The organism is Belliella marina, assembly GCF_042682445.1.
Taxonomy (GTDB): Bacteria; Bacteroidota; Bacteroidia; order Cytophagales; family Cyclobacteriaceae; genus Belliella; species Belliella marina.
This window is the reverse complement of the sequence record NZ_JBHUHR010000038.1, coordinates 319253-345530: the sequence shown is the minus strand read 5'-3', so window position 1 is coordinate 345530 and position 26278 is coordinate 319253. Positions and strand designations below refer to the sequence as shown.

Genomic DNA, 26278 nt, shown 5'->3' with positions numbered 1-26278 from the left:
TAAACAGTGTATTGGATGAAATACCCAAGAGCGATATTGCCATTATTTCAAAAGAAGCTACGTCCCAATAAAGTCGTGTTGCTGATCGGCCCAAGAAGGGTGGGGAAGACCGTGTTTATCAAAAACTTTTTGGAAGACTTACCGAAAGACAAATGCTTAGTCCTGAATGGGGATGATGTTTTGGATGTGACTTTGTTGAAAGAAAGATCTGTGCCGAATTACAGGAGATTGTTGGATGGGAAGGAATACTTGATTATAGATGAAGCACAACATATACCGGATATAGGGATGATTCTAAAGCTGATCGTTGACACCATTGACGGCATCAAAGTGGTAGCTTCCGGATCTTCTGCTTTTGATCTCTACCATCAAGTGGGAGAGCCTTTGGTTGGCAGGAAAAGTACACTTTACCTGTATCCTTTGGCCCAGAAGGAAATAGGGAAGTTGGAAGATTTTCGTTCTACAGTAGCTAACAGAGAAGAAAGGCTGATTTTCGGAGGGTATCCGGAGCTTGAACAGTATCCTGATTGGAAGGACAAAGAAACATACCTCAATGAGGTCATGAATGATTACCTTCTCAAGGATATCCTGATCTATGATGGTCTGAGGAATTCTGACAAGCTCTTCTCGTTGTTGAAGCTGATAGCTTTTCAAATTGGCAAGGAAGTGTCATTGGATGAGCTTGGTCGACAATTGGGCATGTCCAAGAATACGGTAGAGCGCTATCTGGATCTTTTGTCAAAGGTGTTTGTTGTCTATAAAGTGGGGGGATTCAGCAAGAATCTTCGCAAGGAGATTTCAAAAAGAAGCCGCTGGTACTTCTATGACAACGGCATCCGAAATGCCATCATACAAAATTTCAATAGGCTGGACATGAGGATGGATGTAGGGGAATTGTGGGAAAACTATTTGGCTGCCGAAAGACTCAAATACCAAAGTTATCATCAGTTGAATTGCAACAATTACTTCTGGAGGACTTATGACCAACAGGAATTGGATTGGGTGGAAGAAGAGGGGGATTTGCTCCGGGGAGCTGAGTTCAAATACAAGTTGGGCAAAAATATAAAGCCCCCGGCTGCTTGGGTAAAGGCTTATCCAAATGCTGATTTCCAAGTGATCCATCAGGATAATTACCTGGATTGGATAGTATAGCAAAAGGCTCCTAAATTGGGAGCCTTTTGCAATTGATCAAGTGGTATATACAGAGTTGAAGAGTACATAGTCTGTAGTGAGGTCAGAGCCCCATCCTATGCCTTCTTCCTTGCCGTTGTTTACTTCCAGATGGATCCTTATTTGGGATTCCCGGAGAAGTTTTTTGATGTAGTTTTTATCTATCGGGAGTGGCTGTCCTTTTTCCAATACCTGGATCAGGTGCTCCGAATCACCGATAAATAAGTTTACCTTTTTGTAATTGAAATTTATCCCGGCATTGCCACAGGCAGCGACGATTCTTCCCCAGTTGGGGTCTCTGCCAAACATAGCTGTTTTCACCAAAGTAGAATCTGAAATGGCCCGGACTAGTTTTCTTGCGGTTTCTTCTGTCCTTGCCTTGGTGACTTTGTATTCTATGAATTTTGAAGCCCCTTCTCCATCAGATACAATGAGTTTTGCCAAATGCGTCATCAGTTCCAACAATTTTTCCCTGAAAAGTATAAAGCCTGGATCTTCCTCTTCTGCGATGATTTTGTTTTCAGCCATGCCATTGGCCATGATGGCAACCATGTCGTTGGTGGAAGTGTCACCGTCCACAGTGATCATGTTGAAGGTCCTGTCAACACAATACCGCAATGCTTTGTCAAGGAGGTTTTTGTCAATGTTAAGATCCGTGACGATAAAATTCAGCATCGTAGCCATATTGGGATGGATCATTCCGGAGCCTTTTGCCACTCCGCCCATGTTGATTTCTTTGCCATCGTGCTCAAATTCTACAAAACCTTCTTTGGCAAAAGTATCTGTAGTAAGAATCGCATTGGCTACGAATGAGCCGGCTTTTGCATCATCACTGAGTTTGTGGATGTTGTTTCTGATTCCTTCGACTACATCATCAGTCGGGAAAGGTTCCCCAATCAAGCCTGTAGAGGCAATGATGACATCGTCTTCAGGAATATTCAGCAGTTCGGCTGTGACTTTCATCATGGCTTCTGCACCCAAGCGGCCTTGCTCTCCTGTACATGCGTTTGCATTGCCGGCATTGCAGACGATTACCTGTGCTTGCTTGTTGGCGATATTTTTCTCGCTGATTTCTACGGGCTCTGCCCTTACTTTATTTTGGGTAAATACTGCTGCCGCTGCAGCAGGCACTTCTGAATAAATAATGGCTAAATCCCGTCGCATGGATTTCACACCTGTGTGCGCTCCCCAGCATTTGATGCCTTTTACATTTGTAATATTCTTAATCATATCTTTTTATATTAAGGTCTAAGTGGTATTTGTTCCAAACCTGTTTTTTCTTCATACCCAAGCATGAGGTTCATATTATGTACAGCTTGGCTTGCAGCACCTTTGAGCAGGTTGTCAATAGCCGAGATAACGATAACCCTATTGGTGCGTTCATCCCAAAATGGATAAATATCGCAATAATGACTTCCTCTGACATCTTTGATGCCTGGCGCGGATTTACGTAACCTGACAAAAGGTTTCCCTTCGTAGAAATCATGATAGATTTTCCCCAGGCTTTCTTGATCGAGTTTTTTGGTCGTTTTTGCATATGCTGTGACCAAAATCCCCCTATCCACCGGTAAGAGGTGAGGTGTGAATTGTACTTGGATTTCTTGCTTGCCCAGGATTGAAAACTGCTCTTCGATCTCTACAGTATGTCTATGTACCCCAAGTCCATAAGCTTTGAAATTTTCGTTTACATTGGAGAAATGTGTTGTGTCACTTGCTTTCACGCCTGCACCTGTCAACCCTGATTTGGCATCTATGATTACCGTGTCTTTCTCAATTAAGCCGCCTACAAACAAGGGGGCTAAGCTTAGAATTGAGGCTGTCGGATAGCACCCGGGATTGGCTACTAGGGAGCTGCCTTTGATTTGGTCTGCAAATAATTCAGGCTGTCCATAAACTGCACTTTCAAATCCTTTTGTGAAAATATGGTCTTTTTGATACCATGTTTTGTAAATCTCTGGAGTAGAAAGCCTAAAATCTCCTGACAGATCAATGATTTTACAGTTTTTATGTTCCCATCTTTTTATGAAATCCATGGATACCCCGTGGGGGAGCGCCAAGAATAGTACGTCGACATCGGACTGGTCGATCACATCTGCACTTTCCAACTCTTGGTCCAGTATTCCCATAAATTGGGGATGTAGGTCAGAAAACAGTTTCCCTTTGTGTGTTTCAGAAGTGATATGTTTGATGGTGATTTCAGGGTGTTGACAAAGCAAGCGGGCTAATTCCGATCCGGTAAATCCCGTTGCTCCGATTATTCCAATACTCGGTTTATTATTGTGCATTTGTTAGTTCTTTTTTCATGATGAATACCTTTTCCAAAGCAAGTAGAAAGGATTCTAACTCTTCCCGGCTTATATTCAATGCTGGGACTAACCGCAAAACATTGACGGCTGTTGCATTTGCCACAAATCCTTCTTGGAGGAGTTGCTGCATGTATGGAAGTGCTGGTTCATTCAGTTCTATTCCAATCATCAAACCCATGCCCCTAACTTCTTTGATAGTGCTGTACTTTTCCTTAAGGCTGTTGAGTTTCTCCATCAGCCATTCTCCTTTTTCTTTTGCTTCCTTGGTGAGGTTTTCTTCTACGATTACTTTTAGGGTAGCCATGGATGCGGATGCGGCAAGTGGGTTTCCTCCGAAAGTAGTCCCGTGGTCGCCAAACTGGATCGCTCCTGCAATCTTCTCATTGCATAGCAATGCGCCAATGGGCATTCCCCCTCCCAGACCTTTTGCAGAAGTCAGGATGTCCGGCTGAACACCATAATGGTCTTTGGCAAACCAATGGCCAGTCCTACCTATTCCCGATTGGATTTCATCAAAAATAAGGGCGACATTATTCTCATCACAAATTTGCCTCAAGCCTTCTAAGTAAGCTTTGTCTGCAAGCTTGATCCCACCTTCACCTTGGATTGGTTCTACAATAATCCCGGCGACTTCTTCTGATATAACGTTCCTGACCGCTTCAAGGTCATTGAATGGTACTTGGGAAAAGCCATGTGGTATTGGGCCGAAGCCTTGTTGGTATTTTGGCTGTCCGGTAGCGATGGTCGCAAGGGTTCTTCCATGGAAGGAGTTTTCCATGGAGATTATTTTTCCTCCCCTTCCGATGCTGTGCGCATATCTTCGGGCGATTTTGATGGCTCCTTCTACGGATTCCGCTCCACTGTTTGTGAAGAATACCCGATCCATACTCGATATTTTGACCAATAGTTCCGATAGAGCCACTTGTATGGGGCTGACAAAAAAGTTGCTGATATGCATCAATTCGCCAGCTTGGTCTTGGATTGCTTTGACGACTTTGGGGTGGCAGTGCCCCACGTTGGTGACGGCAATACCTGCAAGCATATCGATGTATTCCCTGTTTTCGATGTCCCACAATTTACTCCCCTTTCCTTTGACAAAAGTGATGGGGATACGGTTGAATGTAGGTAAGTAATATTTTTTATCGAGAAGATGTAAGTCTATATTTTCCATTTGTTATTTTGAAATAGTTGTTCCTGATTTTAAACCTTTTTCGAAAAATCCGAGTAGCTCTTTGGGTTTTGTTCCATTGATGATCAAGACGTTTTTCACCCCTTTCTTCAATGCGGATTCGCATGATTGGATCTTTGGGATCATGCCGCCTTGGATGATTGAGCCATAATATTTTGGAAGGTCTGCCACTGATAGGCTTGTGATCAAAGATGCTGGATCTGGATAATTTCCGTAGAGGCCATCCACATCTGTCAGGGAGATGTAATAATCTACCTGCAATGCTGCTGCAATCTCTCCTGCAAAATCATCCGCATTGATATTGTAAGCCAATCCATTTTCATCGCCACCGATACAGGCGATGATCGGTGTGAAGTTTTTTTCTAAAAGTGTATCTATTAGGGAGGTGTTGATTGATTTGACTTGCCCAACACGGCCCAGGTCTATCTCATCAAGGATGCCGTTTGCATCTATTTTGGAAAGGAGTTTCTTTTCAACTTGTACCATTTGGCTGTCTAGGCCAGAAATGCCCACAGCGGAAAGTTGGTTCTGTGAAAATAGATGGACTAAGTCTGCATTGACTTCTCCAATGAGTGTTTTTTGGATTTCTTCCAAAGCCTCCGGGCTGGTTTGCCGCTGGCCTTCTATAAATTCGGAGACTATCTGGGACCTTTCCAGGGCTCTGTTGATAAATGGACCACCTCCGTGGACGAGAACAATCTGGTGTCCGGCTTGTTTGAGGCGAAAGAGTGCTTGAGCAATTTGTTGTTTGAGTTCCTGATTGACCATGGCATTCCCACCATATTTGATGAGAAGCTTCGATGACTGCATGTTTTTTTGGTTTGGTGAAAAGATTGATGGTGATTAATCGATTTTAGATTTTTCAAAATTTAATTTTATAAAACCCGATTAATTCATATTTCCATCTTTGTGAACAAATATCATTCCATCGGGTGGATATCCTATTCTAAATTAACAATGTATTCAAAATCCCTTGGATAGGTTAAATATTGCCTTAGAATAAGTATAGTTTGTATTGTTTATAGAAAGAGGATTGTTAATTTGGCAGTAGAAATTAGTATTGGGGTTATTTGTATTGAAAAATTATGTCAACATTGGATTTAGGTATAGGAAGCCAGATAAGGCATCCGAAATTTGGTAAAGGTGTAGTGGTAGAGTCGGATGCTTCTTTTTACAAAATTTATTTTAATTTCATAGCTGAGGTGAAGACGATTGCTCGGGATTTTACAGGCTTTGAATTGGTGGAGAAAAAAGAGGCAGATTACCAGCCGATTTCTATCATGGATATTGAAAAAGCTTTGGAAAATGTAGTCAAAAGAAATCAGCCAAAAGAAGACATTCCAAAACTGGAAATGGCTCAAAAGTGGATAAAGGGAAATTTGGTTTTAAATCCATTTAATGAGGAATTGAGTAGTAAGGAAGTTCCTATTTCAACTTTTTTTCACAAGATTGTAATGGTGAGAGAGCGTCTTCGCGTTTTGGAACAAAACATCAATAACCATCCTAAACTTGACGATGAAGATAGGGTTCATCTTCAGCAATATATCACAAGGGCATATGGTTCTTTGACGACTTTTAACGTTCTTTTTGCCGATAAAAAAGATTATTTCAAAGGTGCAGCAAAAGAAGATTAGTGTAAAGTTTTGTTTTGACGTTGATGAAATAAGCCCTTCAAGGGTTCAAAACCCTTGAAGGGCTGCCCAATACAAAGAAAATGTTGAGAGCAAGAAAGATATATTGGGTTTCTTCTTTTGATATCTATTTGAAGTGAGCGCTATTCAGTTACGACCATTTTGAAACCTTCACCATGAATGGTGATAATCTGCACTTTTGGATCTTCTTTTAATATTTTTCTGATTTTGCTCAAATAGACATCCATACTTCTCGCATTGAAATAGCTGTCATCACCCCATATTTGCTTGAGCGCGTGGCTTCTGTTTACCAGTTTGTTCATTTCGGAAGCGAGCAATCTGATCAATTCATTTTCTTTGGAAGTGAGCTTGTGTTTTCCTGAAGGGCTTTCTATTTGTTGCTCGTCATAGTGGAGTGTGAAATCCCCAAATGTCAGGGTTTTCAAATTGCTGGTTTCTTCGCTTTTCAGTGTTCTTTTGAGGATAGCGGATATCCTTAGCAAAAGTTCCTCCATGCTAAAGGGCTTGGTGATGTAATCATCGGCGCCGATTTTTAGCCCCTCTATAACATCTTCCTTGAGGTTTTTGGCAGAGAGATAGATGATGGGTAAGTCTTCCTGTACTTTTTTGATTTCCTTGCCCAAGGTAAAGCCGTCTTTTTTAGGCATCATGATGTCAAGGATACAGAGATTGTATTTGTCTTTTTTGAATTTTGACCATCCTTCGTCCCCATCCCTGCATAGAGTCGCCTCATAGCCTTTCATAGTTAGATACTCATTGAGGATATCACCCAGGTTTGGGTCGTCTTCTACGATCAAAAGTTTTGGCTTGCTCATTGTTTCTTTGGTAATTTTAAGGTGAATATACTTCCTTTTCCCGGTTCGCTGTTTACTTGGATTTCTCCATGGTGGGCTTCAAGCATGGTTTTGACATACGAAAGCCCCAATCCAAACCCTTTGACGTCATGCAGATTGCCTGTGGGAACTCTGTAGAATTTATCGAATATTTTTTTTACTGCATCTTTTGACATTCCTATCCCATTGTCTTCAATTGAGATGTAGACTTCATCTGCTTTGTCCCAGGTTTTGATAATGATGATGGGGTTTTCTTTTGCGTACTTGTTGGCATTGTCCAGGAGGTTGTTGATCATATGGGAAATATGGAAAAAATCACCTTCCAGATAGGTATCCTTCAGCTTGTTTACCAACTTGATTTCCCCCCCTTTATTTTCAATTTGAAGTTCAAATTGTTTTTTGACTGACTCAAGCAACTCTCTGATATTGATTTGTTCTATTTTGAGTTTGAAGTCTTTTTTGTCCAAAGTGGCTGATTGAAGGACTTTTTCTACCTGCGTCCCCAAGCGCTTGTTTTCATCTTTGATGATACTCAGATAGCGATTTCTGAATGTGTCTTTGTTGGCAAGCTCTGGGTCTTGAAGGGCTTCTATGGCCAGACTGACGGTCGCAATGGGCGTTTTGAACTCATGCGTCATGTTATTGATAAAATCATTTTTGATTTCAGACAGGTTTTTTTGTTTGATGATGACCCTGATGGCATATATGAAGCAGAATATAATGATCCCAATGAACAGCAAGGAACTCAAGACAGGCAGCCAAATTTGCTGGAGCACGAATAGTCTTTTGTTGGGAAAATGGATCAAAAGGTAGTTTTCCTTGCCTATAATATCACTTGGAAAAAGCCTGGCTTGCTGTCCTTCCTTGATCAATTTGAAAATATCGGTGATAGGGGTAATGGGGACTACTACGCCTTGGTCGTTTCTGACTGCCAAGTCAAATGTTTGGTTTATACCCCTTTCATTCAGGATTGCTGTAAGGAATTTTCTTACTTGGCTTGTGTCCATTCTGCTGAATACGTCTTTCTGGCCTTCCAGCAACTCTTCCATCACCCTATTGGTTGCTTCAATTTTCTCGTTTGTCCTCCTTATTTTCTCAAAAAAATCTTTGGGGATCTCATATTCCCTCTCTATTTCTATTCTGGCCGGCTTTCGACCCCGGTAAGTGATTTCTACTTGATTCAAATATGCATATTGCCTCTCACGTTCTTGTAGGAGTACCTGCATTTCATCAGGAGTCAAGATCATAGATGCGGTTTCCGGGGTGAGGTTGTTCAAGAAATTATCCAGATCAGCCAACAACTCAATGCTAAACCCAGTGGCCTCAATGATTCTTTTGAATCTTTGGCTGAATTGGGGAATGGGTTGCTGCATAACAGAATCTGCCAGGGAAGGCCTTCTTCTGGTGATGGGTTTTTGAAGGACTTGGATTTCTATCGGATCGATTTTTTCAAAAAGCGATTGCTGAAGTAGTGTGTCTTTGGCTAGGTGTCTTAGAAAAATGTCGCTTGTTTCACCTTTGTCTATTTGTTCAATGGTGGCATTGAGGGATTGGTAGATGTTTTGTTCAAATCTTTCCTCATTGATCCTTAGTGCATTGCTGACCCAATAAAACTGAAACCCGATCAAGCCAAAGCTTGCGAGTGACATGAGTATAATGATCAACTTCATTTTAGACCTAGACATAGCGCAAATTTAAAGGTTATAATGAAGACCTTGAGAAGCTTAACATCTTTTAACAGCGCTTTATTTGTCAAAAAAGCTTAATTGAGAAAAACCTTTACTATTTTTGATCGTTGTTTAATTGTTTCTTAAATAAAGCGAAAGCTTATATAATACCGAAAAAGGAAGGCTATGGCCTTCCTTTTTTATTGTGTATCAATTCTTATCTTTGCTGCTTAAATAAATCTCATGGAATTAGTCAACCAAACCTATCAGATCCAGGGTCAAGCGATGACCGAATTGGCGAAAAAATACGGCACACCTCTCTATGTATACGATGGTGATAAGATTTTGAGCCAGGTAAAGCTTTTGCAAGATGCTTTTTCAAGTGTAAACTTAAAGATCAAATATGCTACAAAAGCGCTTTCGAACATCAATATATTGAAACTTTTGAAGAAGGCGGGGACTGGAATAGATGCAGTTTCCATTGAGGAAGTGATGCTAGGGCTTCATGCGGGTTTTGCTCCGGGTGAAATCATGTATACACCCAACTGTGTTTCGTTTGATGAGATTCAGGAGGCTGTGGCTTTGGGGGTGATGATCAATATCGACAACATCCCGATGTTGGAGCATTTTGGGAAAACCTATGGGAATAGCGTGCCTATCTGTGTCAGGTTGAATCCGCACATCATGGCAGGAGGTAATGCCAAGATCTCCGTAGGGCATATTGACAGCAAGTTTGGGATCTCTATCCTTCAATTAAAGAACATTTTGAAGGTTGTGGAGAATTTTGACCTCAATGTAGCAGGGCTACATGTGCATACCGGTTCGGATATTTTGGAGGCTGAGGTTTTCTTGAAAGGTGCAGAAATCCTTTTTGATGCTGCCAGGGAATTCAAGGATTTGAGGTTTTTGGATTTTGGTGGAGGGTTCAAAGTGGCCTATAAAGAAGGGGATATCTCCACTGACATCATGGATGTTGGGAGTAAGGTTTCTGCGGCTTTCAAACAGTTTTGTAAGGAATATGGCCGTGAGTTGGAAATCTGGTTTGAGCCAGGCAAATTTATCGTCAGTGAGAGCGGTTATCTTTTGGCTAGGGCGAATGTTATAAAATCAACCCCTGCTTCTACATTTGTGGGGGTGGATACCGGATTAAACCACCTGATCAGGCCAATGATGTATGACGCATACCATGGAGTGGTCAATGTCTCAAAGCCAACCGGAGAGCAACATATATACAGTGTCGTTGGTTATATCTGTGAGACAGATACCATCGCTGCAGACCGAAAAATGAACGACATACAAGAAGGGGATATATTGGCAATCAGGAATGCAGGTGCTTATGGATTTAGCATGGCATCCAATTATAATTCAAGATTGAGGCCTTCTGAAGTGTTGGTTTTGGCGGGGAAAGATCATTTGATTAGGGAGAGGGAAACTTTCGAAGATATACTCAAGCACCAAATTGATATTGGGATTTGATATAAGTGTTTAGACATCAATAGGATGTTGGATTAAATTAAGCTATATCTTTTGAACAAAATAGTAAAATACGTACCTTTGTGTGGGGTGAATATCCTAAATTTATAATCCCTAGTAGTAGTAATTACTTTATAAAGACCCGATAGTTTTATCGGGTTTTTTTATGCTTTATTGGCTGATACTGCTGTTTGCCTAATTTATTTTTTCACAATTTTTTTTCTGTACTCCGTGATTTCGAACATATCAAAAAGCAACTCTTCACCTTTTTTTTGAATATGGTATTTATATGAGAAAAATTGCATTTTTTTTAGTCCCTAACTTATTGAATTGTTTGGGTTGAAATTTTGGAAATAAGGTAAATATTCTCTTCATTAAGTAAAATGATCATTTAAATAGAATATCATTTTGGTAAATTCAAAAAGCATAAAATATTATTTTAAATACTGAGTGGCAAAAAAATGTGTTTAAAGCACAAAATTTTTACTTGGAATTTAAAATAAAAAAGAGAAGAGGAATTGGGTTTCTATGGGGAAATTTAAAGGTACATATGGAAAAATTATGTTGATGGAGACCAGGGTATGGGTCTTGTCACTGCTATTCCATTCTTTCTTTTTTGCCAATGTTTTTTCCCAGGAAATCGAAAAAATTGATCCTAAACCGGGAAAACAAAATCATTCAGAATTAGGACAGAATTTTTCGGTTGGAAAAATTGAAGTACATGTTTCTGGAAAGTTGGCTCTTTGCAACCATGATGAAAGGGGGCATATTGTTCTGGATGTCCAGGGTGGTGTAGAGCCTTATTCATTCCGATGGAACAACAATGACACTACCCAAAATAGATATGACCTTTATTCCGGTACCTATACCGTGTTTATCAAAGACAGCAGGGGTACAGAGCACAGGGAAAGGATAGTGGTTCAGCCCCCATTTCCATTGATAGTGGAAATGGAAGAAATTACACATGCTGCTTGTGCCAACAGCAAATCCGGTTCGGCAAAAATCAATGTCAAAGTAGGTCGAGGTGAGCCTTATAGGGTGGAATGGAGTCATGGTCTGCTGAATAGAATGGAAGCTGAAAATCTTCCGGCAGGAGACTACACCGTTACGGTTTATGATTCGTTTAATTGTAGCACAAGCATTTCTTTTTCGATTGGCAACATGCCGGGGACATTACAGGCTGCAATTGAGAATACACTGGATGTCGATTGTGCCAACGGGGAAAAAAAGGGAGTCGCTTGGGTGCGTGTATCGGGAGGCAATCCGCCATACAAATTCAAATGGAATAATGGGGAAGAAGGTAATGAGATCAATTTTTTCAAAAGTACTGAAGTCTCGGTAGAAGTTACAGATGCCAATGGATGCATGGTGGCTGAAGAAGTGAAAGTGACTTTCCCAGATTTTGTGGCAAATGCACGACTGGATTTCAATTACAGAAAATTGGAAATCAATACAGGCTCGAATGTTTATGCCAATGACCCCATCCAATTTGAGAGCTATATCGCTGATGAATTCATCAGTTGGGAATGGGATTTTGGTGATGGTGGGAACAGTGGGGAGAAGGATCCTGTCCATGTTTTCAGGCAGGCGGGGCAGTTTGAGGTAAAGTTGACAGCCTTCGATATTTTTGGATGTGCATCTGAAGAAACCAATAGGGTTCAGGTGCAATCAAATGGGGAGGTAGTGGTCATTCCGAATGCTTTTACTCCGAATGGGGATGGGTTAAACGATAGGTTTCTACCTGTCATGAAAGGTGTCAGCAATTTTGAAATGAATATTTTCAACCAGTGGGGAGAGCATATTTATGCAGAAGCAGGCCTGGAGATCCAAGGTTGGGATGGTTTTTATAGAGGAAATTTATTGCCACAAGGTAACTATGTCTATAAAATAACCTATACGAGTCCTGATGGTAAGTTAGTCAACAAAACAGGTGGTGTCACCTTAATCAGGTAATCTTATGAAAAGTATCTGGATCATTGTCTCCCTGTTTTTTATGCTTCATTCCGTGAATGCTCAAGATATGCAGTATTCCCAATTCTATGCAGCGCCTATTTATCTCAACCCGGCATTTGCTGGGGCTTCTGAGATGACAAGAATAGGAGTAAACTATAGAAACCAATGGCCGGGATTGGGACAGACTTTGAATTCCTATTCCGCATATGTAGACCATTATATTTTTAATCTCAACAGCGGAATTGGGTTGATAGTCAATGGAACCCAGGAATCTATGGCCAATCTAAGTACAATGGACTTTGGGTTGGCGTATTCATATAGGTTGCAGTTGGGGTTCGACAGTTTTTTGAGGTTTGGTGGGCAGGCAAGCTTTGTGTCTCGGGATGCGAATTTTGACAACCTGGTTTTCGGTAGCCAAATTGATCCAAATGGAAACATTGGGGATTTTAGTGGTGAGAATTTAGGTGCGGATGCGAAGCATCGGTTTTTGGATTACAATTTTGGGGTTTTGTACAACAATAAAAATATTTGGTTGGGAATCTCCGCACATCATGTGACACAGCCTAATGTTACATTTATTGAAGGTGAGTATAGCAAGCTGCCCATGAAACTTTCTGCCCACGGCGGTTTGAAATTCGACCTTGCAAATGGACTTGCCCAGAATTTTTATAACAACAGCCAAGGGGCTAGGGAATTGGTTCTGGCCTTCAATTACAAAAGACAAGACCCATTCAATCAATTGGATTTGGGGGCGCAGTTGCATTTGCAGCCATTGGTTTTTGGACTTTGGTATAGGGGCTTGCCTACAGGCAATGGAGCTTTGCCAAACAATGAGTCATTGATCGGATTGCTTGGTGTTTCTCTAAGTTCCGGATTGGATATTGGATATAGTTATGATTATACACTTTCCAAGTTGGGGCAGGCAAATACAGGTGGTGCACACGAAATATCTATGAGATTCTCCTTTTTGGCTGGTGATTCGGGACAAAAAGGGAGAAAGGTGACTAGCATGCCTTGTTTCAAATATTAATATAGGTTAGGTTTTTTTGATTTATCAGTATGTATTATGCCCCTGATGATTTGTCAGGGGCATTTTTTTGATGATTTTCCGCTTTCTTTCATATAACCAAACAATTAATTGTTGGAAGAAGAAAGTGAGGTTTTGTAGACTGTTGTCTACTCCAATGACAAGCTGTGGGCGAGTATCCACATTCTATAAGTTCTCTTCTAGCCCAAGGTGAATTCTATTTTCGAAAACAAATTGTCCCCGGTATATTTCAAAGTTCCTAAAAGCATCTATTTGTTTAAAATTTTCATTACTTCGGTAATCGGTAGAGCCTTGACTGTTCGGCCATCTTTACCTTGCATATCCTGAGCTGCAAACAGGGAATTCAAGATAGCTTCTTCGGTAGCCTCAATGGTTGCCAAAAACAAGGCTGTCATGTCATCATTGCGAAGCTCTTTTTTCTCCAACAGCATCAAAGGTTCTTGTTGGTGTGGGATTAGGTTTTCTTCATAGTTTGAAAATGCAATCACATAATCTCCAGAGCCATTGGATGCGATCCCGCCAGTCTTTGCCAATCCCATCATGGCTCTTTGGGCCATTCTTTTGAGGTTTCTTTCGCCTACCGGCGCATCAGTAGCTACGATTATCATGCAGGATCCATCAGCCGATTCAAGCTGGTTTTTAAAAGCATATTGCCCCAATTCTTTGCCGACTTCTGCCCCATTTATCTGAAGCACACCACCAAAGTTTGATTGGACAAGCACTCCGACAGTATACGATCCCAAAGAAGTAGGGAGTTTCCTTGAAGCACTTCCGATTCCGCCCTTGAACCCAAAACATACAGTGCCTGTCCCGGCGCCAACATTTCCCTCCTCAAGAAGTTCTTCGCTCGAATTTTCAATTGCCTGAAGTACATCATTTTTGCTGACATGCATTCCCCTGATATCGTTTAGAAAGCCATCATTCGTTTCTCCCACTATGGCATTGACAGATTGGACTTCCCCATTTCCTTCTTGCGCAAGTGTATAGGTGATGACTCCCTCGATCCCTGCAGCTACACTAAGCGTATTTGTCAGAACGATTGGTGATTCTATATTTCCCAATTCATCAATCTGTGTAGTCCCAGCAAGTTTCCCGAATCCATTTCCTATGAAAACTGCCGCTGGGGTTTTCTGTTGGAATATATTTCCCTGATGTGGCAAAATCACTGTGACCCCAGTGCGAACAGTCTCACCTTCGATCTTTGTGACTTGACCTACACTGACCCGGGGAACATCAAGTATCGAGTTTTTGATGCCTGGTTCCAACACTCCTACCTGAATATCATAATCCCTCAATCTGCTTTGGGAAAAGCTGCATTGTATTACAATGAGAAAGAATGGGAGGATCAGGCTGATTGATTTTTTCATTTTGCTTTTTAAAACCATTTTAACATTACTTGGATGATTTTCTTTGCTGCAAAACCGTAAGGAGGAAATAGGGATTTGGAAGAGGTGATTCCTGTTCTTTGTTTGAGGACTGCTTTTTCATTGCTAAACGCCAAGAAACCATGATGTCCATGTGCCTTGCCTATTCCCGAATTGTTGATGCCACCAAACGGGAGTTCATGGTGAAGGAAGTGAAGCACACAATCATTGGCAACAGCTCCTCCTGAAGAGGTTTTGCTAAATACCCTATCTAGCGCTTCTTGATTGTTGGAAAAAGCATATAAGGCCAAAGGTTTTGGTTTACTGTTCACGTACTTGATGGCACTATCTAGATCAGAGTAGCTGACTATGGGTAAAATCGGTCCAAAAATCTCTTCTTGCATTACTTCCATACTGTCAGTAACCCCTGTTATAATAGTGGGTTCGAAAAAATTGCCAGAGGCGATCATCCTTCCTCCAAATGCTATGTGCGCACCATTTGTCAATGCATCGGCAAGCAGGAAGTTTATTCTGTTCAAGTGCTTTTCGTTTACTATCCTAGCATAATCTTTTGAGTTTTCTATGCCTTTGTTTTTGGGGTCGTACATTTTGTGGAGCTCGGCTTTGAGCGCTTCGACAAATGCTTCTATGATATCTTCATGCACAAGTAGGTAATCGGGGGCAATGCAGGTTTGTCCACAATTGACAAATTTCCCCCAGATGATTTTGGAAGTGGCATCTTGCAAATCGATATCCCTGTCAATGATGGCGGGAGATTTACCCCCAAGTTCTAAAGTGACTGAAGAGAGGTTTTCGGCAGCAGCTTTCATGATGATTTTTCCTACAGCCGGACTACCAGTGAAGAATATATGATCAAAAGGTTTGGTTAGGAGGTATTGGGAGACTTCTACATCTCCTTCAAAAACAGCTACAAGTTCAGGCTCAAAAATTTCCCCAACCATTCTACGGATCAAAGCGGAAGCATGGGGAGTCATTTCCGAGGGTTTGATGATTGCAGTACATCCGGCTGCCAAAGCAGAGACCAATGGTCCAATTGCCAAGTTAAAGGGGTAATTCCAAGGGGCTATAATCAAAGCATTGCCCTTTGGCTCAAACTGTACATACGAACTTGTACCAAGCAGGGGGATTGGGGCGGAAACCTTTTTAGGTTTCATCCAGTCCTTCAAGTTCTTGATGGCATACTTGATTTCTGAGGTGACGGTAAAAATTTCAGAAATGTCAATTTCAGCATAAGGTTTTTTGAAATCAGCATGAATAGCTTTCCTGATATCCTCTTGGTGGCTTTTTATCCAATCGCCTAGTTTTTCAAGTTGCTGGATTCTTTGGGAAGACGTACTCTCCCTAAGAAGAATGGCGTTTGATTTTTGGGCGGAGAAGGTTTTTGATATTTCTGATTCAAATGATACGTCTTCCATAGTTTTCCAAGTAGATTTTAGCGAGCTTAATTTACTCAAAAAAATCTGGAAGCGGTAAGGTTAGACTGAGTGAAAATGATACCTTTAGACAAACATATCATTTTCGCTCAGTTTTAAAATTATTTGTAATCAAATAATTTGTCTAATGGCTTTGAGTAAATACCACCACAAAGTGTTCTGCATTGTGTAGTAACTGTTACTTCCCCATTATTTGATAAAAATATGGAGCTAATCAATGTGCTTTCAAGCTTGGAGTTGTTTAATTCCCTTAGTTTTGGGTTTGAGGCTAGGTCAACAAGTTCATAGATTTTATCATCAAGAAAGCCTACTACCCTGTTGTTTATTCCTGTATAATTGAATAGGGTAGGATTATCATTTGATGAACTTTTGCTTATTGCCTTAAAGTTCGAGCCATTTAGACTAGCTTCAAAAATGGTAGTTTCCTTAGTTGAATTTGCATAGCCAATCCCAATGATTTTGTTGTCAAGTTTTGAAAATTTAATTCCGTCTATTTTAGTTTCAACTTTTACATTCCCTTGATGATCAATTTTCAAAAGGTTGTTCCCAACTTTGACATAGAAGAAATTTCCATTTGCAAAAACTATCGAAACAGAATCGTAATAGTTTATCACGCTAGGTTTAACAACTTTTATTTCACTGACTATAATATTGGTACTTTCCTTTTTTAAAGAAATTAAAAGAAAACTTGGATTGTTTTCTGCCAAGCCATTGATAGATGTTCTGTAGGGAATCAATACATGCCCATTCTCCGTCAAACCAAATGCATCAAAGCCTGACCAAAATGGCATGTCTTCGAATCTGACAAAAGTAGGGTCTAAGTCTATTGGCTTAATGCTAATAGGTGCAGATATGGCATTAGTGTTAATGGCAAATACATTGACGTCGAGCTCTGTTCTAGTGACAAGAAAATCTTTGGTAATAGGTAATTTGAACCATCCAGGCCTTGTCTGATATTCTTCAAAATTAAAGCTGTTATTGTTTTGCCCTTTTATTTCAAAATGATAAAATAGCTTGTCCCCTGAGATTAAATTCAAATTATTGTCCACGTAACTGTGGTTGTAGACACTTGTTCCAATGTCGGCAATATTGACCCAATCTATACCATTTACAGGATTAGTTGCGTCATCGTCAAATTTTTCGACACAACTGATTGTCAACGATACTATAGAGAAAAAGAAAATCAATTTCGAGAGCAGGGTATTTTTCATGGCGTTGTTGTTTTGAAATACAAATTTATAACTATTAAACGTAAAAAAAAGTATTTGAAATTATTTTTTTTTAAATGCTCTGAAGATGCCTAGCTGATTTTACTTGAAGAAGGTAAATCTTTAAATCTTATTGTGGATTACATAAAATGGGATGTTTGCAGTGGCAAAATTACCAGCATCATCATATACGAATATGAACAGTCTATAAGCCCCTTCCTCCTTTGGAGTAGTGAATTGCACGGTGTTTTTGCTAGGGTCAGTTATCAGGTGGGAATAGATGTAATTATGTCTGCCTACTGAATGGTAGCTTGGCCCCTCAGTCCTTATTTCCCATGAGTATTTCATATTGTCGTTTTCAGGATCTTGGGCATTGACTTTGGCTGTGTAAATATTATCTGCTCCTAGGTATATGTTTTTCTCTCTTGGAATATCAATGATATTGATCATGTTTATCAATGGGGCTTCATTTTTGGGTTTCTTTCCAGTCCATGACTCTTGTAGCCTATTGACGATTTCAGATTTATATCCTTCTTTGGAAAAAAGGCTGAACCAAGTATTTGTGACCTCATACTTATATCCCCAGTAGAATGCGTACCCACCTAGACTGTATTTTTTATCCATAGATACAATTTTCCAATAATCTTTAATATACTCTGCGTTTTCAGTACTGCTTCTTTCAATGGGGGCACCCCACTCAGTGTCTATGGTTTCCCATGGACCTTGGGTTCCAAATTCAGAGATCACATAAGGTTTATTCCAACCCAAAGGATGCTTGATGTCTTTATGTAGTTTAGGTAATTTTTCAAATGCATTGATACCGATTAAGTCAAGATGTGGGCATAGAATCCTTATTAGTCCATAATATTTTAAGTTGGGACTAACCGTTGTTGTGGTCATAACAGGATGGTTGGGATCTACTTCATGGATCATTTTAGCGACTTTGTTGATAAAAAGGCAGATCATTAATCTATTTCCTCCAAAAAAATGCACTTCATTGCCTACTCCCCACATAAGCAATGCAGGATGGTCCTTGTATTTTATGATGACTTCTCGAATTTCTTCTACTTTCTCATTTACTGCTTTTGGATTCCAATAATTAAAATCGTTTCCCCAATGTTGCTTTCCAATCTCGATGCCCAATGTTACGGTAAGTCCATTTTCTTCGGCTTTATCCAGAATCTCCTCAGCATTGTGCAAGCTCCAAGTTCTGATGGAGTTGCCTCCAATGTCTTTCAATTCCTCAAAATGTGAAATCCCCCCACCTCCAACTATATAATATGGTTCCCCATGGCGAAATAACCGATAGCTTCCATCAATATTTTTGATTTCAACAACCTTTGGCTCATCAGTTCCTCCTTTTTTGCAAGAAAGTAACCCTATAGAAACAATCGTTGCAATGACAACTGTGTTTATAAGTTTGAATTTTGTTTTCATTAATATTCAATTCTAATTGAAATAAGTTTTTAAAATTAGCAAAATTATTTTATAATTGCATAAAAATGTATTTAGAATATATAAAAATGTTTTTTGTTTAAAAAAACTCTTCCAATCGAGCCAAAAAATGAAGGTCTTTAAAAAGAATAAAATGACAAAATTGAAATCATTCAAGCCTACAATGATTCTGTTGTTTTGTTTGTCAATGATTAGTTTAGGGTTTTTTGTTTATGGGTTTATAAGTGAAGTTGGTGTGGGACATAAGGTATTGTATGGCTTGTTGACTGTGAGTTTAATTTTCAAATTGTTGAAAGTTATATTTGAGTGGTATCATTATGTTGGGCTTACTGATATAAAGTTCAGGGAAGATATTCTGAGGGATTACACCGTAGATATGTTCACCACAGCTTGCCCCGGTGAGCCATTTGATATGATTAAAAATACTTTGGAGGCGATGGTGGCTGTAACTTATCCGCACAAGACATATTTATGTGATGAAGGCGATGACGACGAATTGAAGAAGCTATGTAAGAAACTCGGGGTTATCCATGTCACTAGAGAAGTCCATAATAATGCAAAAGCAGGGAATATTAATAATGCATTGAGTCAATCAAGTGGTGAGTTGTGTGTGATCCTAGATCCAGACCATGCGCCAACACCTGATTTTTTGGATACGGTTCTTCCATACTTTGATGATGGGGAACTGGGGTATGTGCAAGTAGTCCAAGCTTATGAAAACCAGGAAGAATCCTTGGTAGCCCAAGGTGCTGCTGAGCAGACCTATTTATTTTATGGGCCATTGATGACAGCCATGAGCAAGTATGGATCGGCCCAAGCGATTGGGGCAAACTGTACTTTCAGAAGGGCTGCTTTGGAAAGTATTGGGGGGCATGCGCCTGGACTTACAGAAGATATGCACACTTCCATGCTATTGCATGCCAAGGGATGGAAATCACTTTATGTACCCAAGATAGTTTCAAGGGGTTTGGTGCCATCTAGCTTGTCTGCCTACTATTCACAGCAACTTAAATGGAGTAGGGGGACTTTTGATCTTTGGTTTAATCTTGTACCAAAACTATTCAATAAATTTACTTTGGCGCAAAAGTTCCATTATACTCTAATGCCTGTCTATTATCTATTTGGAATTATAACTTTGATTGACATCCTTGTCCCAATCTACAGTCTGAGTACTGGTGAATACCCATGGTTGCTGAATCCTACTTTGTTTTTTACTTATTTTATTCCGTTTCTCATCTTATCGATGTTTTTTAGGTGGAAAGCACAACAATGGTTGATGGAACCACACGAACGTGGCCTTCATTTGGCTGGAGGAATCTTGAGAGTTGGCACATGGTGGATTTACATCGTAGGGTTTGTGTATACTTTATTCAACCACAAAGTACCTTACATTCCGACACCTAAAGAACATTCTTCCAAGAATGAATTTTGGTTGGGGTTGCCAAATCTAATCGTATCAGTTTTGTCCTTAGCTGCGGTAGTTTACGGGGTGCAAAGAGACTTTCAGCCGTACAGTTTGTTGATGGCAATTTTTGCTTTATGTAATTCAGTTATCTTTTTTCTGGCATTTCTCTTGGGTCAATCAGAATGGATGAGTAAAATCAGTCTGGCCCTTACTAAAATGAAGGATAAACTTTTTGTACAGGAAATCTTGGTTAAAACTGGGTTGTCTTCTAGGTCTTTGAGTTTTCCCGTTGTAATATTTTTGTTGTGTGCAGCTTTGTTGTTTTCCAATTTTAAGATTTTAAAAGATTCTTATGTTGACTTTTTCCATCCTGTCGAAAGGCAAAATGTGGGTGGTTTTTATCTTGGAATTTACTCTCCTGAATACAATGATGAATACGATAAGGAATGGGTAGGGGAAATCAGGGCATCAGCAGAAAGAAATTTTGAGATTATTTCTACTTATTTGGCATGGGGAGATCAAGCCCTACCCCGTCAAAACTGGGATGATATTATTGAAAATGGACAAATACCTATGATTACATGGGAGCCATTTACAAATGATTTCAAAGAATTCGAGTCTCATCCAGAAATAAGTCAAAACAAAAAGGTATTTGCTTATATTTTATCTGGAGTATTTGATGGTTATATAGATAAGGTCGCAAATGAGTTGAAAGAGTTGAATGGACCTGTGTTCCTTAGGTTTGCCCATGAAATGGAGAATCCCATGTACCCATGGTCAACTACTGGGGGGAATACGGCGGAAGAGTTTAAGCAAGCATGGAAGTATGTACACCAGCGGTTTGATCAGTTGGGGGTACACAATATAAGTTGGGTTTGGAGTCCATGGTCTTCAAGTTTGATGGAGGATTACTTCCCTGAAGGTGACAGTGATGCTCCACTTTATTATGTAGATTGGGTAAGTTTGACAAGTTTGAATTACAGTAAGGCTTCCATTGACCAAAATGATATAGATTTTAATAAAATATATAGTCCATTTAAATCTAAAATTCAAAAAATGGGATTGGATCTACCGGTGATGTTGGCCGAGTTTGGATCAACATCCTATAGTGTAGCTGCAGAATCTTGGAATATAAACAGTTTGAGCTTAATTAATTCCAAGTATCCTGAAATTAAAGCTGTGGTACTATTCTACAGCAATCAAGACAAGAATTGGATAACTGAGTGGAGGCCGGATGAAAGGACAGCATTTCTTGATTGGACTTTTGATATTTCTTCACTTGCCCCAACTTTAAAAAAGTTTGGGAAATCCGTTAAAATGGCTAACGAGTCTTTGAAATTAGAGGAAAACCAAGTTAATGGGCAGCGTGCTTATGTTGGTAGTATCAGGGGTGAATTCAGTAGCTTTAGATGGGAAGTAGATGAAGAAAGTGATTTCTTTATGAAAGGGATTTCCTATAACCCCGGACATGATTGGGAAGATGGGTTTTATCCGTTAAGCAGAAAACAGCTTCAGGAAGATTTTGGTAAAATTCAAAAAATGGGTGCGAATATGATCAGAAGGTACGAACCCAGTATTTATGATCGGAATATTTTCAAAACTGCCGAAGAGTTTGATCTGAAAATAATGTATGGATTTTGGTTTGATCCCAAGACAGATTATTTAAATGATGAAGAGGAACTTAAGAAATATGAAGAGAAAGTCATTAAATATGTGAAGAAGTATAAGAACAATAAGAACATTATTGCTTGGAACATAGGCAATGAAACCTATGGTTTACTTAAAAAATACTATTCAAAACCATATTTGAATTTTAATAGAATAGCATATGTTCAATTCTTGGAAAAATTGGCAGTTCAAATCCACCAAATAGATCCAATCAGACCAATATTTTCTTCAGAAGAACATGATCATTTTAGGTTGATATCAACTTTGGCTGACTTTGCCAAATATGCACCATCCTTGGATGTAATTGGGATAAATAGCTACTATAGGGAAAATGTGTCAAATTTGAAGGAGTTATTTGCAAGTGTCGATACACTTAGGCCGTATGCAATTACCGAATTTGGACCAAATGGATATTGGAACAAAGGGCATGGGACATACTGGAAAGATACCTTTCTGATCGAAGAAAGTTCTGTAACCAAAGCCAAATGGTATGCCGAACAATGGTCTGAGTACATTGCATCAAATAAAGGTTACACTTTGGGAGGGATCGCTTATAGTTGGAGGGATAGGTATGAAGGGACTGCTACCTGGTTCGGGATCACGGATTTTAGTGGAAGACTGAAGCCTTCTTATTATGCTCTTGCTAGTGTTTGGAAAAATGATCCAGAATTAGGCATCAATGCCCCTGACGTTAGTATAGTTGGGCATTGGTATGCTGGAGATCCAGGTCAAAAAAGTTGGGTCTCTGCAGCTACAACAAATGATTTCAAAGGAAAGCTAACGTATGAATGGGAGATTCTAAATGAAGAGACCTGGAAAAAAACTAATGCCATTTCCGATAGGTTAGCTAAAGGTCGGTTTATAGAAGTTAATATTCCAAAAGAACCATCCAAGTACAGGATTTATGTGCATGCAACTGATAGCACTGGAAATGTAGTTACAGCATCCAGACCATTACTCGTAAATTACTGATAGAATTGTAAACTGTAAACCTGAAGTAAATTAACTAAAATAAAAACAACGCTCTGAATTTAAATTCAGAGCGTTGTTTTTATTTACTTTTGAGATGTGTGTTTGTTAATTTCGACAGTACTTGTATGCCTGTATGTTTGAGGGGACTAGGGAAAAAATATATGGTTGATTTTTAGTGTGTTTAAGGAAGAGTCTAAGTAGTTAAGTGATATCTGGACAATCAAATATTACCCAACTCTCTGGTTGGCCATAACATTTTGTGATAGTACGTTTTCAAAATAATTGATGGTTTCAAGAAGTCCATTCTCAAGACTGATTTTTGGTTCCCAAGAGAGTTCTTGCTTTGCCAAGCTAATATTTGGTTTTCTTTGCATAGGGTCATCCTGAGGCAAATCCATATGGATCAATTGACTTTTACTTCCCGTTAATTTAAGGATGATTTCTGCTAGCTCAAGCATCGTGAATTCAACAGGATTTCCTATATTCACTGGAGAAGTAAGATGATCACCTGAGTTCATCAGCCTCATCATACCTTCAATGTTATCATTTACATAACAAAAGCTTCGTGTTTGAGATCCTTGGCCATATATAGTGATAGGGTCATTCTGTAGTGCTTGCACTATAAAGTTTGATACTACCCTACCGTCATGCATATCCATTCCAGGACCATAAGTATTGAAGATCCTCATGATCTTGATTTTTGTTGAAAATTGCCTGTTATAGTCAGAAAACAAAGTTTCGGCACACCTTTTTCCCTCATCGTAGCAGGATCTGATACCATTGATATTGACATTCCCAAAATAATTTTCAGGCTGTGGACTTACTTTCGGGTCACCATACACCTCAGAAGTGCTTGCCTGTAATATTTTTGCGTCATACTTTTTGGCAAGCTCCAGCATATTCAATGCTCCAAAGACAGAGGTCTTCATTGTTTTGATTGGATCTGCTTGGTATTTGTCCGGACTTGCGGGACAAGCCAGATTGTAAATCTCGTCAACTTCAATATCTAAGGGGGTGACTACATCATGCAAGATGAATTCAAAATTGGGGTTATCTATTAGGTTCTGAATGTTTTTAATAAAACCGGTTGATAAATTATCAACACAGATTACTTTATGACCTTCAGAGATCAGTCTTTTGCTTAATGTGGAACCCAAAAAACCAGCTCCGCCTGTGATTAGAATTGTCTTCATGTTTGTTAGATTTGTTGACAAGGATAAAGGTACTAGGTCAATTCATCATGCAATGTGTTGTTTATTACACCTTTATGATTTTTGTCAGAAAATAGCTCGCTCATCATATTCAAGATGAATAATGGGGTAGCGATTAAGTATCTTTTGAACAATCTCTTACTGGACATTGCTCGATGAAACCATTCCAATCCGAACTTCATATACACTTTTGGGGCTCTTTGCGTAGTGCCTGCATAAAAATCAAATACAGCGCCTATGCTACAGATTACACTTGGATTGATTTTATCATGATTATTGTATACCCATTTTTCTTGTTTAGGTGCCGTCATTCCGACGAAAAGAAAATCAGGATTGAATGAATTGATTCTATCTATCATTCCAGAGTTGTCTTCCGGACTAAACTCATCTTTGAATGGTGGTGAATATGCCTCGAATGTAATATTTGGATATTCCTTTGATAGCCTTCTCTCTATGAGAGATAGGGTCTCTTCGGAAGATCCGAGGAAAAAACATCTACAAGGTTTCTCTTTTGATCTTTCTAGAATGCTTTGGAATAAATCACTGCCAGTAATTCTTTCCATTTGGATATTTTGCAATAGTTTTCCTGCCAACACAATGCCGATTCCGTCCGGAAGCAAAATGTCTGAATTGCTTAATGCTGATTTGAATACTTTGTCTTTCCTTGCTGTATTGTAGGAGTGGGGATTGATTGTATTGATGATCAGCTTTTGATCAAATGAAATGTCTTCTAATTTCCCGTTGAATACCTTGTAGCCAAGAATATTGCAGGTTTTTTCTGTTTTCTCGGTAATAACCATCATATTAGTAGAGTTTAATAGGCGTTTTCATTTTCGAAGAGCAGACAATTAATTGTCATTATTATTATCTTTAAATCAAGCAAGACACTCCATTTTTTAATATAGAAGAGGTCAAGTTTGAGCCGTGAGTTTATATCGAAATCGCTGAGGATTTCGCCCCGAAAACCTTTCGCCTGTGCAAGCCCAGTAATTCCAGGTTTTACCATGTGCCTACTCATAAAATTTTCAATTTTGGTAGAATAATCTCTGTTCATCACTATGGCATGTGGCCGTGGTCCTACGATGGACATTTCACCCATAAAGACATTTAAGAATTGAGGTAATTCGTCCAAACTTGTTTTCCTCAAGAATTTCCCCACTTTGGTTATCCTAGGGTCATCCTTTGTAGCTTGTTTAAAATGCCCTTTCGGACTGAATTTCATGCTTCTGAATTTCATGCAATAAAAAGGGACGTTGTTTTGCCCGTGCCTCATCTGTTTGTAAAAGACAGGGCCTTTTGATTCCAGAACTATCAAAAGGGAAATGACCAAGAATAGCCACCAACCAACAAATAGTAGAAAAAGCAGTGAGATGGTCAAATCAAAAAACCTTTTTGTAGTCAGTTGATATATGTTATCCAGATTAATCGAGGAATCCTTTAGGTACGTACCAGGGTTTTCGGATTCTTGTTTTAGGGTTTTTAGATCTGTAACTAAATTAGACATACAACAGTGATATTTAGGTGTTAAAATTTTTAATAGTTGTTTATCTGTTTAATAATCAACTAAATAGGTCTATGTTACTATTCAATCATACCAGTTTCTTTTCAGAAGGGGATCTGAAAGATGATTAGGTAATGGTAATTATTGGGCGTTGTATTTGGCTTATCTTATAGTATATCAAATGTATTAAAAGAAATTTTGAATAAAAAATAAATAGCATTTTTTTTGATTTAAAATACATTTAAAATGATGTTAAAGTTTTTTGATGCAGATTTAGTAGGAAGAATTTTTATTGGTTTCTTATTTACTTCCTACATTTTGGTCCTTACCCTTACATGATAGTTGACAAGTGCCTACTTTTTGGTTTTCTTTATCTTATGATTTTTCATACCAACGGGAGTAGAAATACCTAATGATTGTAGATTTGATAATTATTATGAGAAAAAATTTGACAAAATTTATTTTATCATTGATATGAGTATTATTTTTGAAAATAATATATCCTCAATTTGTAGATGTGGATTTTTATTACTTAGATTAAGAATCATGAGTGTGGAAAAGAAGTGTAAAAAAAATTATTTAAAATGCGTAAAAATCACAATCAAAGTTTGGAATGCTTAATCGTAAATTTAAAATGCAAATTTTGAACTTTGAGACCAATCCAATTAAGGCTAAATAAATAGGTGACAGATTATATAAAAAATGAAGAATGGGTAATTTCTTTGTAGGGATTTTGGTCAAGGGATCAG

Annotated in this window: 19 protein-coding genes; 6 read left to right on the top strand and 13 right to left on the bottom strand. The window is 39.1% G+C overall.

Going from position 1 to position 26278, the window contains the following annotated elements:
• Window positions 1-15 precede the first annotated feature (15 nt).
• The gene (locus tag ACFSKL_RS13495; RefSeq protein WP_376886761.1) at window positions 16-1152 is read left to right on the top strand and encodes an ATP-binding protein; all 1137 of its coding nucleotides are present in this window, start codon (window positions 16-18) and stop codon (window positions 1150-1152) included.
• Window positions 1153-1188: 36 nt separating this feature from the next.
• Here ACFSKL_RS13495 and argJ read toward each other — a convergent pair whose 3' ends face one another.
• From argJ to argB, 4 genes are read right to left on the bottom strand one after another with little or no spacing between them, the layout of a single operon-like run.
• On the bottom strand, window positions 1189-2400 hold the full coding sequence (gene argJ, locus ACFSKL_RS13490) for a bifunctional glutamate N-acetyltransferase/amino-acid acetyltransferase ArgJ (RefSeq protein ID WP_376886758.1): 1212 nt from the start codon (window positions 2398-2400) through the stop codon (window positions 1189-1191).
• Window positions 2401-2411: 11 nt separating this feature from the next.
• Window positions 2412-3455, bottom strand: coding sequence for an N-acetyl-gamma-glutamyl-phosphate reductase (gene argC, locus ACFSKL_RS13485; RefSeq protein ID WP_376886756.1), 1044 nt, complete (start codon window positions 3453-3455; stop codon window positions 2412-2414).
• Window positions 3445-4647 (bottom strand): aspartate aminotransferase family protein, encoded by a 1203-nt coding sequence (locus tag ACFSKL_RS13480; protein WP_376886755.1) that lies wholly within the window; start codon window positions 4645-4647, stop codon window positions 3445-3447. Before ACFSKL_RS13480 ends, argC begins: the two co-directional genes overlap by 11 nt.
• A gap of 3 nt (window positions 4648-4650) precedes the next feature.
• Complete coding sequence (gene argB / locus ACFSKL_RS13475; protein ID WP_376886753.1) at window positions 4651-5475, bottom strand: acetylglutamate kinase; 825 nt, start codon at window positions 5473-5475, stop codon at window positions 4651-4653.
• Between the two features lie 275 nt (window positions 5476-5750).
• Here argB and ACFSKL_RS13470 point away from each other — a divergent pair, with 275 nt between their 5' ends.
• Window positions 5751-6299: a hypothetical protein gene (locus tag ACFSKL_RS13470; protein ID WP_376886752.1), complete on the top strand. Its 549-nt coding sequence runs from the start codon at window positions 5751-5753 to the stop codon at window positions 6297-6299.
• A gap of 140 nt (window positions 6300-6439) precedes the next feature.
• Here ACFSKL_RS13470 and ACFSKL_RS13465 read toward each other — a convergent pair whose 3' ends face one another.
• Both ACFSKL_RS13465 and ACFSKL_RS13460 read right to left on the bottom strand, forming a co-directional pair.
• Window positions 6440-7132 carry a response regulator transcription factor gene (locus ACFSKL_RS13465; RefSeq protein WP_376886749.1) on the bottom strand — a complete coding sequence of 231 codons (693 nt, stop codon included), beginning with the start codon at window positions 7130-7132 and terminating at the stop codon, window positions 6440-6442.
• The gene (locus ACFSKL_RS13460) at window positions 7129-8835 is read right to left on the bottom strand and encodes a sensor histidine kinase (protein WP_376886748.1); all 1707 of its coding nucleotides are present in this window, start codon (window positions 8833-8835) and stop codon (window positions 7129-7131) included. The genes ACFSKL_RS13465 and ACFSKL_RS13460 overlap by 4 nt, the downstream gene beginning before the upstream one ends.
• Window positions 8836-9060: 225 nt before the next feature.
• Between ACFSKL_RS13460 and lysA the strand changes: the two genes are divergently transcribed.
• The 3 genes from lysA to ACFSKL_RS13445 all read left to right on the top strand — a co-directional run bounded on the left by lysA (window position 9061) and on the right by ACFSKL_RS13445 (window position 13273).
• Complete coding sequence (gene lysA / locus ACFSKL_RS13455) at window positions 9061-10293, top strand: diaminopimelate decarboxylase (RefSeq protein ID WP_376886746.1); 1233 nt, start codon at window positions 9061-9063, stop codon at window positions 10291-10293.
• A gap of 525 nt (window positions 10294-10818) precedes the next feature.
• Window positions 10819-12243 carry a T9SS type B sorting domain-containing protein gene (locus ACFSKL_RS13450; RefSeq protein ID WP_376886744.1) on the top strand — a complete coding sequence of 475 codons (1425 nt, stop codon included), beginning with the start codon at window positions 10819-10821 and terminating at the stop codon, window positions 12241-12243.
• A gap of 4 nt (window positions 12244-12247) precedes the next feature.
• Window positions 12248-13273: a PorP/SprF family type IX secretion system membrane protein gene (locus ACFSKL_RS13445; protein ID WP_376886743.1), complete on the top strand. Its 1026-nt coding sequence runs from the start codon at window positions 12248-12250 to the stop codon at window positions 13271-13273.
• Window positions 13274-13539: 266 nt separating this feature from the next.
• On the opposite strand, the gene ACFSKL_RS13440 is transcribed toward ACFSKL_RS13445, so the two are convergent.
• The 4 genes from ACFSKL_RS13440 to ACFSKL_RS13425 all read right to left on the bottom strand — a co-directional run bounded on the left by ACFSKL_RS13440 (window position 13540) and on the right by ACFSKL_RS13425 (window position 18754).
• Entirely contained in the window at window positions 13540-14658 is a 1119-nt protein-coding gene (locus tag ACFSKL_RS13440) for a P1 family peptidase (RefSeq protein WP_376886742.1), read from the bottom strand.
• An 8-nt stretch (window positions 14659-14666) separates the two neighbouring features.
• A complete protein-coding gene (locus ACFSKL_RS13435; protein WP_376886740.1) occupies window positions 14667-16091 on the bottom strand; it encodes an aldehyde dehydrogenase family protein in 1425 nt (474 codons plus the stop codon).
• Window positions 16092-16210: 119 nt separating this feature from the next.
• Window positions 16211-17320: a hypothetical protein gene (locus tag ACFSKL_RS13430; RefSeq protein ID WP_376886739.1), complete on the bottom strand. Its 1110-nt coding sequence runs from the start codon at window positions 17318-17320 to the stop codon at window positions 16211-16213.
• Window positions 17321-17440: 120 nt separating this feature from the next.
• The gene (locus ACFSKL_RS13425; protein WP_376886738.1) at window positions 17441-18754 is read right to left on the bottom strand and encodes a glycoside hydrolase family 2 TIM barrel-domain containing protein; all 1314 of its coding nucleotides are present in this window, start codon (window positions 18752-18754) and stop codon (window positions 17441-17443) included.
• 151 nt (window positions 18755-18905) lie between these two features.
• Between ACFSKL_RS13425 and ACFSKL_RS13420 the strand changes: the two genes are divergently transcribed.
• A complete protein-coding gene (locus tag ACFSKL_RS13420) occupies window positions 18906-22817 on the top strand; it encodes a glycosyltransferase (protein ID WP_376886737.1) in 3912 nt (1303 codons plus the stop codon).
• 227 nt (window positions 22818-23044) lie between these two features.
• Here ACFSKL_RS13420 and ACFSKL_RS13415 read toward each other — a convergent pair whose 3' ends face one another.
• From ACFSKL_RS13415 to ACFSKL_RS13405, 3 genes are read right to left on the bottom strand one after another with little or no spacing between them, the layout of a single operon-like run.
• Window positions 23045-24010 (bottom strand): UDP-glucuronic acid decarboxylase family protein, encoded by a 966-nt coding sequence (locus ACFSKL_RS13415; RefSeq protein WP_376886735.1) that lies wholly within the window; start codon window positions 24008-24010, stop codon window positions 23045-23047.
• A 32-nt stretch (window positions 24011-24042) separates the two neighbouring features.
• Window positions 24043-24831 (bottom strand): WecB/TagA/CpsF family glycosyltransferase, encoded by a 789-nt coding sequence (locus tag ACFSKL_RS13410; RefSeq protein WP_376886734.1) that lies wholly within the window; start codon window positions 24829-24831, stop codon window positions 24043-24045.
• Between the two features lie 11 nt (window positions 24832-24842).
• Window positions 24843-25532, bottom strand: a complete 690-nt coding sequence (locus ACFSKL_RS13405; RefSeq protein WP_376886732.1) for a sugar transferase — start codon at window positions 25530-25532, stop codon at window positions 24843-24845.
• Window positions 25533-26278: the final 746 nt, after the last annotated feature.

Excerpts from the sequence above, each read along its gene's own strand:
- ACFSKL_RS13495 (WP_376886761.1), top strand. The coding sequence starts at position 16 with ATGAAATACCCAAGAGCGATATTGCCATTATTTCAAAAGAAGCTACGT.
- argJ (WP_376886758.1), bottom strand. The coding sequence starts at position 2,400 with ATGATTAAGAATATTACAAATGTAAAAGGCATCAAATGCTGGGGAGCG.
- argC (WP_376886756.1), bottom strand. The coding sequence starts at position 3,455 with ATGCACAATAATAAACCGAGTATTGGAATAATCGGAGCAACGGGATTT.
- ACFSKL_RS13480 (WP_376886755.1), bottom strand. The coding sequence starts at position 4,647 with ATGGAAAATATAGACTTACATCTTCTCGATAAAAAATATTACTTACCT.
- argB (WP_376886753.1), bottom strand. The coding sequence starts at position 5,475 with ATGCAGTCATCGAAGCTTCTCATCAAATATGGTGGGAATGCCATGGTC.
- ACFSKL_RS13470 (WP_376886752.1), top strand. The coding sequence starts at position 5,751 with ATGTCAACATTGGATTTAGGTATAGGAAGCCAGATAAGGCATCCGAAA.
- ACFSKL_RS13465 (WP_376886749.1), bottom strand. The coding sequence starts at position 7,132 with ATGAGCAAGCCAAAACTTTTGATCGTAGAAGACGACCCAAACCTGGGT.
- ACFSKL_RS13460 (WP_376886748.1), bottom strand. The coding sequence starts at position 8,835 with ATGTCTAGGTCTAAAATGAAGTTGATCATTATACTCATGTCACTCGCA.
- lysA (WP_376886746.1), top strand. The coding sequence starts at position 9,061 with ATGGAATTAGTCAACCAAACCTATCAGATCCAGGGTCAAGCGATGACC.
- ACFSKL_RS13450 (WP_376886744.1), top strand. The coding sequence starts at position 10,819 with ATGGGGAAATTTAAAGGTACATATGGAAAAATTATGTTGATGGAGACC.
- ACFSKL_RS13445 (WP_376886743.1), top strand. The coding sequence starts at position 12,248 with ATGAAAAGTATCTGGATCATTGTCTCCCTGTTTTTTATGCTTCATTCC.
- ACFSKL_RS13440 (WP_376886742.1), bottom strand. The coding sequence starts at position 14,658 with ATGAAAAAATCAATCAGCCTGATCCTCCCATTCTTTCTCATTGTAATA.
- ACFSKL_RS13435 (WP_376886740.1), bottom strand. The coding sequence starts at position 16,091 with ATGGAAGACGTATCATTTGAATCAGAAATATCAAAAACCTTCTCCGCC.
- ACFSKL_RS13430 (WP_376886739.1), bottom strand. The coding sequence starts at position 17,320 with ATGAAAAATACCCTGCTCTCGAAATTGATTTTCTTTTTCTCTATAGTA.
- ACFSKL_RS13425 (WP_376886738.1), bottom strand. The coding sequence starts at position 18,754 with ATGAAAACAAAATTCAAACTTATAAACACAGTTGTCATTGCAACGATT.
- ACFSKL_RS13420 (WP_376886737.1), top strand. The coding sequence starts at position 18,906 with ATGACAAAATTGAAATCATTCAAGCCTACAATGATTCTGTTGTTTTGT.
- ACFSKL_RS13415 (WP_376886735.1), bottom strand. The coding sequence starts at position 24,010 with ATGAAGACAATTCTAATCACAGGCGGAGCTGGTTTTTTGGGTTCCACA.
- ACFSKL_RS13410 (WP_376886734.1), bottom strand. The coding sequence starts at position 24,831 with ATGATGGTTATTACCGAGAAAACAGAAAAAACCTGCAATATTCTTGGC.
- ACFSKL_RS13405 (WP_376886732.1), bottom strand. The coding sequence starts at position 25,532 with ATGTCTAATTTAGTTACAGATCTAAAAACCCTAAAACAAGAATCCGAA.